Genomic DNA, 9,639 nt, shown 5'->3' on the forward strand with positions numbered 1-9,639 from the left:
GGGGGGGTTTTACCCCCCCTTTTATTCTCACCCGGGGGTTTAAAACCCCCCGCTTTTGCCGCCCCCCCCCCCCCCCGGGGGGGGGGGGGGGGGGGGCCCCCCCCCCCCCCCCCCCCCGGGGGCTACCAGGCGACGGGCAGTGTGTGAACCCCGTAGATCGCCATGTGCGTCCGCGTCCGCACCTGCTCGTCCGGGTCCGCGAGGCGCAGGCCGGGGAACCGCCGCAGCAGCGCCGGATAGGCGACGCGCATCTCCATGCGGGCGAGCTGCTGGCCGAGGCACTGGTGGACGCCGTGCCCGAACGACAGGTGCCCGGCGGCGTGCCGGGTGATGTCCAGAGCGTCGGGATCCTCGAAACGGGCCGGGTCGCGGTTGGCGGCGGGGAGCGAGAGCGTCACCGAGTCGCCCGCCCTGATGCGGTGACCGTCGATCTCGACGTCCTCGCGGGCCGCGCGCACCGGCCCCAGGTGGACGATCGTCAGGTAGCGCAGCAGCTCCTCCACCGCGCCGCCGGCCAGGGACGGGTCCTCGCGCAGGGCGGCGAGCTGCGCGGGGTTGCGCAGCAGCGTGAAGGTGCCGAGCGCGAGCATGTTGGCCGTCGTCTCGTGCCCGGCGACGAGCAGCAGCACGGCCACGCCGGTGACCTCGTCGATCGTGAGCCCGCGGTCGGTGGCCAGCTCGCTGATCAGGTCGTCGCCCGGGGCGGTCCGCTTGCGCGTCACGAGCCCGCGCAGGTAGTTCATCAGGTCGTCCAGCGCCCGGCGCACCTGCTCGTGCGAGGAGTCCAGGTCCAGCATCACCGACGAGCGGCGCTGGAACATCTCGTGATCGCCGTACGGCACGCCGAGGAGTTCGCAGATGACCAGGGAGGGGATCGGCAGCGCGAACTCCCGCACCAGATCGGCGGGCGGGCCGGTGCGCTCCATGGCGTCCAGGTGGTCGGAGGTGATCGCCTCGACCCTGGGCTCCAGCGCCTGCATGCGGTGGACCGTGAAGTGGCCGGTGAGCCGGCGTCGCAGGCGGGTGTGCTCGGGCGGGTCCTCCTGAAGGAAGAACCCCGGGAGGTCCTCCAGGAGTCGCTGGGTCGCGCGCTGGCCTATCGGCGGGTGCAGCAGCGCGGGGTCGGTGGTGAAGCGCGGGTCGGCCAGCACCGCCCGCGTCATGGAGTATCCGGTCACCAGCCAGCCGACGTGCCCGTCGGCGTACAGCATCGGGCGGATCGGTCCTTCCTCGCGCCAGCGGCGCAGGTCGCCGGGCGGGTCGAAGGGGTCGGTACGGGTGAGGGGAAGGGTGACGGGGCTCGACATGGCATGAGTCACGAGGTGCTCCTTCCATTCCTGGTAAGACCGTATAAGCCAGGAAATATCGGTGAATGAAAGGAGTTATCGGAAGTTGTAAAGTTTGCGCACTTCATGGCCATGCCATCGCGCGAAAGCCGTCACGTCCCCGCCACCGGCCACGGGCGGCCGGACCCGCGGCCGGGAGACGTCAGCGCCGTCCGGGTGAGGATCTCCCGAACGTCGTCAGGGCCTCGACGAACCCGCCGATCGTGGGCGTCTCGAAGAACATCCACGCCGGGACCTCGACGCCGAGGCTGTCCTGCACGCGGGCAGCGATGCGGGTGATCGCCAGCGAGTCGCCGCCGAGGTCGAACAGGTCCGCGTCCGCGCCGATCTCGGGCACGCCGAGCACCTCCGACCAGATGCGCCTGACCTCCGCCGAGACCTCCTCGTCCACCGGCTCGTCCACGGGCTCTGCGGACCGCGCGGCTTTGGATCCCGGGCCGGGCTCGTCCGCGAGGCCGGCGGACCGCGCGGCGCCGGCGCGGGGATCGCCTGCCGGGGCCCCGGGCGCGGCGACGGTATCCGGGCGCGCGAGCGCGTCCAGGGACGGCAGCGCCAGGTCTCCGACCGGCACGTCCGGCGCGGACGGGAGCGCGCCGAGCAGCTCCGCGAACCCCGCGGCGAGCGGCCCGGCGACCCGCTCGGGCACCCTGTCGCGCCGGTGGGTGAGGGCCAGCCGGTGCCCCGTCTCCGTGGGGGTCATGGCGAGGGCCAGGTCGTAGGCCGTCTCGTCCACCTCCGGGCTCCACGCGAAGGCCCGCAGTCCGTCCCATCCGCCCGGCGGCTCGGGGGCGTCCTGCGGGATGAGCGCCACCTGGAAGACCGGATGCACGCCCGGCCGCCGCCGACCGCCGACGGCCGACGTCAGCGTGTCGAACGGGACCTCGTGCGCGAGCGCCGCCCCGACCTCCGCGCGCGCCCGCGCCACGATCGCGCGAAAGCCCTCTGTCCCCTCGACGCGCAGGGGGATCGGCACCATGTTGATGAAGCACCCGACCAGGGGCTCCAGCTCCCGGCGCGCCCGCGTGCCGGTCACCGTGCCGACGGTCAGGCCGGACGCGCCCGTGGCCCGGTGCAGCAGGACGGAGAAGGCCGCCAGCACGGCCACGAACGGTGTAGCCGGGCCGCCGCGCAGCGCGTCCATCGTGCCGGTGTCGACGTGGAGGGCGGTCGTCGCGCTCAGGCGGCCGTCCGGATGCCGTGGCGCGTCACCGGCGAGTCCGGGCTCGCCGCCGAGCAGAGGCGGCGCGTCGGCGAGGCGCTCGCGCCAGTGGTCCAGCCGCCCGCCCGCGTGGGCCCGTACACGCGACCGCGCCCACGCGGCGTAGTCGGCGTACGTCACGGCCGGCGGCGGGGGAAGCTCCCGGCCGCCGTAGAGGGCGGCGAGGTCTCGGGCCACGACGCCGAGGGAACCGCCGTCGCACACGAGGTGGTTCACGGCGAGCAGCAGCCGGTGCTCGCCGGGCGCCGTCCGGTAGACGGTCAGGCGCAGCATCGGGCCGGACACGAGGTCGAACCGCTCGCCCGCGGCGGCCGTCGCGAGCCGCAGCGCCGTCTCCTCCGCCTGCGGGTCGCCGGTGAGGTCGACCAGCGTGAGCGGCGCGTCCGGCGTGCCCAGGATCATCTGGCGGGGCTCGCCGCCGGAGTTCACGAACACCGTGCGCAGCGTCTCGTGCCGTTCGGCCAGGCCCGCCAGGGCCTTGGCCAGGGCGCCGAGGTCGAGCGGGCCGGACAGGCTTAGCCCGAGGGTGACGTTCGGCGCGGCGACCTGGCGGTCGGTCTGGGCGGCCAGCCAGAGCCGCCGCTGCTCGGGAGAGCACTCGAGCAGGCCCGCGTCGCGGGGGACGGCGGGGATGGCGTCGCCGCCCGGCTTCCTGCGGGCCGCGAGCAGCCGGGCGGCCAGTTCCCGCCGCTGGGACGGGACGGCCCGCTCGCCGCTCACGCCGTCCCGCCGTCCTCGTCGAGCGCCGCCGGGGAGGTGGCCTCCTCGCGGGATAGGGGGACCTCGGGAGAGGCGGCCTGGTGCGGTGCGGGTACCCCGGGCGGAGGGAGGGCTTCCGGCGGGGCCAGGGTCTCGGGGGAGGCCAGGGCCGCGCGCAGGGCGTCGAGGAACAGCACGGCGTCGCGGCCGTTGACGACCCGGTGGTCGAAGGCCACCCCCAGGTACACCACGTCCTTGACCGTGAAGCCGCCCGTGTCGTCCGGCACGACCTCCCGCTGCGGCGCGGCCAGCGACAGCGCGCAGGAGTGGCCCGGGAAGACGATCGGGACCGCCAGCACGACCCCGGGCTCGTTGTGCAGGGTCACGACGATGTTGGCCCCCTGGAGGTCCTGCTCGCGCAGGCCGCCGCGCATCGCGCTCAGCCGGAACCCCATGAGCGCGCGGGAGACGTCCGCCAGCGAACGCGTCGCGGCGTCCCTGACGACGGGGATGACCAGCCCCTTGCCGACGTCGAACGTCACCCCGACGTGCGGCGCCCGCGACCCGCGGACGGTCCGGCCGTCGACGGGCGAGGCGAAGAACAGGGGGAACCGCTCGTGGACCGACCCGACCGCCTTGACGAGCAGCTCGGGAAGCCCGACGAGCGTGCGCAGGCTCTTGGTGAGCGCGCGGCCCGCCGCCAGCGCCGCGCCGACGTCGATCTTCATCACGGTGAAGGCGGGAGGTATGGTCCGGTGCGACAGCTCGACGACCGCGGAGGCGCGCTGCTGGGCACGGGACAGCGTGATGATCTCCCCGGCGTCGCCGGTCTCGCCCGCCTCGTACGGCTCGTATGCTTCGTATGGCTCGTGTGCTTCGTACGGCCCCGCCGGGGCGGGGGCCGGGCCGCCGGCGAGCGCCTCGACGTCGGACCGCCGGATGATCTTCTTGCCGAGGCCGCGCACCCGATCCGCGCCGATGCCCAGCCGATCCATCAGCGCCCGCGCGGGGGCCGTGATGACCGGCTCGTCCTGGTCGCCCGGCTCCGGGGCCGCCTCGGACGGGGAACCGGCGGCCGGGCCGGGCTCTGCCGGGCCGTGATCGCGGCCGGCGAACAGGTCGCGTTCCCGCTCGCTGCCGAACAGCCGGGCGATCACCTGGCCGGGCTCGCACTCGGCGCCCACGAGGAGCACGTGGCTGAGCAGGCCCTCCCCCTCGGCGACGATCTCCTCGGTCGCCTTCGAGGTCTCCAGCACGGCCAGCGGGTCGCCGGCGCGCACGTGCGCGCCGTCCTCGGAGATCCACTCCACCAGCACGTACTGGGCGTCATTGTTGTTCAGCTTGGGGACGTGTACGTCGATCATGCGAGGGCCTCCAGGACGGCCTGGCGGATGGCGGTGTCCTGGACCAGGACGTCGCGTTCGAGGTGGATCGCCGTGGGCACCACGTCCGGCGCGGAGCAGACCACGCTCACCGGCCGGGAGAGCGAGCCCCACAGGTGGCGGTGCAGCTCGTGGGCCACCTCGCCTCCCCAGGTCCCCCCGGCGGTGCTCTCCTCGGCCACGCACACGTGCCGTGTCCCGGCGAGCAGGGGAAGCAGCGGCCCCGGGTCGAACGGGTACAGCCGGGCGGGCACGAGAAGCCGGCAGGTGATCTCGTCCTCCAGCAGCAGGGAGCGCATGGCGGACAGCGCCCGGTGCGCCACCCCGCCCGGCGCGATCAGGGTGCAGTCCGGCGGGGTCCCGTCGTCCAGCCGGACGCAGGCCGTGTACGGCGGCGGGCCGACGAGGTCGAAGACGAACAGGTCGTCCACCTCACCGTTCCGGAACGCGCGCCGCGTGTAGAGCACCTTGTCCTCGAACAGCAGGCACGGCTCGCCCAGGGACAGCAGGTGGGGGAGCAGGTCGCGGGCGTCGTGGAACGGGCTCATCTCGAACACCGACAGCCCGGGGATGCCGATGAAGTGCTTCTGCAGGCTCTGGCTGTGCGTCGGCCCGTACCCCCGGCCGCCGCCCGTCGGGCAGCGCACCACCAGGGGGATCTCCACGCGCCTGCCGTACATCATCGTGGACTTGCCGGCGAAGTTGAGGAGCTGGTCGAACGCCAGGCCCGCGAAGTCGCCGAACATGATCTCGACGATGGCCTTGTCCCCGGCCAGGGCGAGGCCCGCGCCGACGCCGACGATGCCGCCCTCGCTCAGCGGGGTCGACATCACCCGCGCGCCGTACCGCGTGGAGAGGCCCTTGGTGATCTTGAAGGCCCCGCCGTACGGGTCGACGATGTCCTCGCCGAGCACGTGGACGCTCGGGTCGTCCTCCATCACCTGGTGCAGCGCCTGGTTCAGGTTGTCGGCGACCCGCTCCGCCCGGCTCACGCGCGCCCCCGGGCGACGGTGGGACGGGCCGCGACCTCGGCGGCGACGCGGGCGACCAGGTCGCGCTGGCGGGCGTCGATCCGGGCGAACCGCTCGGGGAACGCCTCGCCGTACACCCGGTGCCAGCCGGTCAGCTCGGCCTGGAGGCGCTCCTGCTCGGGGCGGGTGTCGTCCCCCTTGCTGTGCGGGCCGATCCGGCGCGTGACGAACTCGGCGACCAGCGGCGAGGAGGTCTGCCGGACGGCGGCGACCAGCGGGCCCATCTCGTCGCGGATGTCCGCGATGTCGATGGTGGCGATCCGGTGGTGCCGTACGCCGAACGCCTCCGCGCGCGCGGCGATCGTGCCGGACATCTGCGCCGATGTCGGGGTGGACTGGGCGATGCCGTTGTTCTCCACGACGACGAGCAGCGGCACCCGCCAGAGCTGCGCCATGTTCAGCGCCTCGTACACGGCGCCCTCGCCGAAGGTGCCGTCGCCGATGTAGACGCAGGCGAGGGCCCCGGGGCCGGTCCGTTTCAGCCGCAGGGCGACCCCCACCGCCACGGGCAGGCTCTCCCCCTGCACCCCGGTGGACAGGAACCGCTCGTGGTAGACGTGCTGGCTGCCGCCGACCCCGCCGCACAGCGCGCCCTCACGGCCCATGATCTCCGCGAGCAGCCCGTGCGGCTCGGCGTACCGGGCCAGGAAGTGGCCATGGCCCCGGTGGTTGCTGAAGACGAAGTCCTCCTCGCGCAGCAGCGCGCTCACCGCCACGGGGATGTGCTCCTGGCCGAGGCAGGTGTGCGTGGTCCCGTTGAGGGCGCCCTGCTCGAACAGCCTCAGCAGCGTCAGCTCGAAGTGGCGGATGAGCAGCAGCCGTTCGAGGTCCTCGTCGGCGACCTTGGCGACGGGCGGCCGGTACGCCCGCGCGGTTTCGATCACGGTGCTCCTTGGTCGGGGACGGTTCCGGGCGCACGTGCGGCGGCGGCGCGGGCCGCGAGCAGAGCGGCGAGCGCCGCCCGCCGCTCCGGGCTCGGCGCCTTGGCGCGGGACGCGGGCGGGGAAGGTGGCGCGACGGGCCGCAGGCCGCTCAGGTAGCGCTCGAACGCCCCCTCGTCCAGCGAGGCGGCGAACGCCGCGGCGGCGTCCCGGGACCGTTCGCCGAGCTCCCGGCGATGGGCGGGGTCGCCGAGCAGGCGGTCGAGCGCGGCCAGCCACGGCCCCGGGTCCTGCTCGGGGACGACCGGCACCGGGCGCGCGTGCGCCCCCGCCTCGTAGGCGGTGATGCGTCGCACCGGCAGCAGGTACGGCACGCCCAGCTTGGCCTCCGACAGCCCGCCGACGTCCGAGGCGAGCACGGGGACGCCGCGCAGCATCGCCTCCACGCAGGTGTACCCGAACGTCTCGTCCCACAGGGACGGCATGAGCAGGACGCCGGTCCGGGCGAGGATCGTGCCGATGTCGTCGGAGGGCTCGACCAGCGTGACGTTGGGCCGGGCGCGCAGCGCGGCGAGGTCGTCCTCGGTGGCGCCCCAGGTGGGGACGGCGAGGAACGGGACTTCGGGACGGGCGTCGGCCAGGGCGAGGAAGACGGGCAGGCCCTTGTACGCGCAGGGGTTGACCATGCTGACCGTGCTGACCGTGCCGGCCGTGGGCACCGCGCCTCCGCCGGAGGGGACGGCCGTGAACGGGCCCGGGCCGTAGACCGGCGGGTGGATCAGCTCCGACTCGATCGGCCCCCACGTGCGCAGGTACTCCCGTGCCGCGCGGCTGACGGAGACGACCCCCGCCGCGGCCCCGACGAGGCGGGTCCCGGCGGCGCTCGGGTAGAACGCGCCGGGGCCGAACGGAAGCTGCTGCAAGGTGTGCGCCAGGTAGACCACCCGGCCGGGCGTCGCCCGCGAGGCCGCCCCCAGCATGATCAGCCCGGGATCGTCGGACGGCACGAGCGTCCACGTCGGGTCGAGCGTCGCGGCGACCTCGCCGACCCGCCTGGCCAGCCGCGAGGGTTCCACGACGGCGTGCGCCACCACGCCCCGGTACTCGTACACCACCAGCTCGCCGGTCGCCGAGCGGATGTCGGCGCCGAGGCCCCGGAGGTAGGCCAGATGCCGTTCGGGTGAGGTGCGGCGGAGCGCGCCGGAGAGCGGGGCGACGACGTGACACTCGTGGCCCCGGGCGGCGAGCTGCTCCATCAGGATGCGGTTGGACTTGTTGGCCCCGCCGTGGGACGGCAGGTGGAACATGTTCTGGGCGAGCAGGATCCGCATCACGGCCCCTGCCGCGCGAGCCGTCCGCGCAGCCGGTCGGCGACGATCCGCCGCTGCTCGGCGGACAGGTGGTCGAGCCGGCGGCGTATCCCGTCGGCGGGGGACTCGGCGGCGGGCCCGTCCCGCAGCGCCGCGATGTGCGAGGCCGCCGCGGCGAGGCCGGCCGGCTCTCCGGCCGGGGTCGTTTCCGGCGGCGGGACGACCGGCCCTCGATCCAGTGCCGCGGCGAGCAGCGCGGCGACCTCCCCGGGCGTCCAGCGCGGCGCGGGGAGGCAGGAGGCCAGCTTGTGGCGTCCGAGACGCTCGGCGTTGTCCGGCCGGTCGACCCCGTGGGCGAGGATGACCTGCGGGGTTCCGGCCCGCAGCGCGCGGCTCAGGGTGCCGATCCCGCCGTGGTGCACGATGGCCGCGACCCGGGGCATGACGGCGCGGAACGGTAGGCGGGGGTGCCAGCTCACTCCCGGGGGCAGCGGGTCGGGCACGAGGTCGCGGTGGCGGACGACCAGCAGCACGGGACGGCCGGACTTCCGGGCGCCCTCGATGGCGGCGTCGTAGAACTCCCGGTGCAGCATCCGGCCGGTCCCGCCGGTCACCAGCACCGGCCGCACCGGCCCGTCCAGCAGGGCGGCCGCCTCCGGGGGGAGCGCCTCGTCCTCGTCGTCGGGGAGGGGGAAGCCGGTGAGCCGCACGCGCGCCGGGGAGCGCGCGCCCGCCCGGTCGAACCATCCCGGCCACAGGCCCAGTTCGAGCCGGGGCGAGGCGGACCGGGCGTCCCAGCCGGCGCCCAGGCCGAGCTCCCGCCGCACCCGGGCGACGCCGTCCGCGAGCAGGTGCCGGTAGGCGTGCATCGCGGCCTTGGCCGCCATGATCTGGATCGGCGCCACGGCCACCCACGCGGCGGGGGCCCCGAGCGCCTCGGCGGCGAAGAGCACCGACAGTGCAGAGGTGTGCCGCCCGACGAGCACCGTCTCGCCCGGCCGGTGCCGCTCCGCCATCGCGCGGAACTCCAGGACCATCTGCTCGAACAGGCCGTTGCGCTCGTAGAACTCCGGCCAGCCGAGGCCGTCGAGCAGTTCGGGGGTGTCGCCCAGCGTCCGCTCGAACTCCGCCTGGGTGTCGATGGCGACGAAGTCCAGGCCGGCGCGCTCGGCGTGCGCGCGGTAGTGGGCGTGCGTGAGCAGCGTCACCGGGTGGCCGCCGGCGCGCAGCTCCCGTCCGAGCCGGACGAACGGCAGGACGTCGCCGTCGGTGCCGTGCGTCACCAGCAGCGCCGTCGGCGCCGTGGGGGAGGCGGTGGTCATGCGGGGTGTCACTCGTCCTCGGCGAACAGGGCGAGCACGTCCTCGTCGGACAGGCTCTCCAGCTCCGCGACGAGCGCGGCGATCTCGTCGTCGCCGGCCGCCTCCAGACGGCCGTGGTCGATGGCCCTGGCGGCCTCGGCGACGGTGAAGTCGCCCGCGAACAGCCGGTCGATCGGGAGCTCGACCCCGTAGGTCTCCTGCACGCGCGCGATGAACCTCACCATGGTCAGCGACTGCCCGCCCAGCTCGAAGAAGTCGTCGTCCACCGAGCTCGGCGCGACGCCCAGCAGCTCGGCCCACATCGCGGCGACCGCCGTCTCCGTGAGTGTCACCCGGCCCTCCCCATGATGCTTCGGCTTGTCTCGGGCCTGCCCGGCAGGAGCCCATGCGTCACCGGCGCGTCCGGCACAGGGGGTTTGTCGGGGAGCGCTGGATGGAGCGCTCCCGAA

Annotated in this window: 8 protein-coding genes; all 8 read right to left on the reverse strand. The window is 74.6% G+C overall.

The genetic code is table 11. The annotated features are described in order from the left end of the window. Positions 1-122: 122 nt before the first annotated feature. Positions 123-1,319 (reverse strand): cytochrome P450, encoded by a 1,197-nt coding sequence (locus tag AB0M95_RS37405; RefSeq protein WP_363775403.1) that lies wholly within the window; start codon positions 1,317-1,319, stop codon positions 123-125. A 169-nt stretch (positions 1,320-1,488) separates the two neighbouring features. Further along, entirely contained in the window at positions 1,489-3,285 is a 1,797-nt protein-coding gene (locus AB0M95_RS37410) for a condensation domain-containing protein (protein ID WP_363775406.1), read from the reverse strand. Continuing rightward, complete coding sequence (locus AB0M95_RS37415; RefSeq protein ID WP_363775409.1) at positions 3,282-4,628, reverse strand: 2-oxo acid dehydrogenase subunit E2; 1,347 nt, start codon at positions 4,626-4,628, stop codon at positions 3,282-3,284. Before AB0M95_RS37415 ends, AB0M95_RS37410 begins: the two co-directional genes overlap by 4 nt. Then, positions 4,625-5,638 (reverse strand): transketolase C-terminal domain-containing protein, encoded by a 1,014-nt coding sequence (locus AB0M95_RS37420; RefSeq protein WP_363775412.1) that lies wholly within the window; start codon positions 5,636-5,638, stop codon positions 4,625-4,627. Before AB0M95_RS37420 ends, AB0M95_RS37415 begins: the two co-directional genes overlap by 4 nt. Continuing rightward, positions 5,635-6,561 carry a thiamine pyrophosphate-dependent dehydrogenase E1 component subunit alpha gene (locus tag AB0M95_RS37425; RefSeq protein WP_363775415.1) on the reverse strand — a complete coding sequence of 309 codons (927 nt, stop codon included), beginning with the start codon at positions 6,559-6,561 and terminating at the stop codon, positions 5,635-5,637. Before AB0M95_RS37425 ends, AB0M95_RS37420 begins: the two co-directional genes overlap by 4 nt. Beyond that, positions 6,558-7,889: a glycosyltransferase family 4 protein gene (locus AB0M95_RS37430; protein WP_363775418.1), complete on the reverse strand. Its 1,332-nt coding sequence runs from the start codon at positions 7,887-7,889 to the stop codon at positions 6,558-6,560. Before AB0M95_RS37430 ends, AB0M95_RS37425 begins: the two co-directional genes overlap by 4 nt. Continuing rightward, the gene (locus tag AB0M95_RS37435) at positions 7,889-9,190 is read right to left on the reverse strand and encodes a glycosyltransferase (RefSeq protein ID WP_363775421.1); all 1,302 of its coding nucleotides are present in this window, start codon (positions 9,188-9,190) and stop codon (positions 7,889-7,891) included. Before AB0M95_RS37435 ends, AB0M95_RS37430 begins: the two co-directional genes overlap by 1 nt. A gap of 8 nt (positions 9,191-9,198) precedes the next feature. Then, entirely contained in the window at positions 9,199-9,522 is a 324-nt protein-coding gene (locus AB0M95_RS37440) for a phosphopantetheine-binding protein (RefSeq protein WP_363775424.1), read from the reverse strand. Between the last annotated feature and the right edge of the window lie 117 nt (positions 9,523-9,639).

The sequence above is a fragment of the Sphaerisporangium sp. NPDC051017 genome (genome assembly GCF_040683095.1).
Classification (GTDB): domain Bacteria; phylum Actinomycetota; class Actinomycetes; order Streptosporangiales; family Streptosporangiaceae; genus Sphaerisporangium.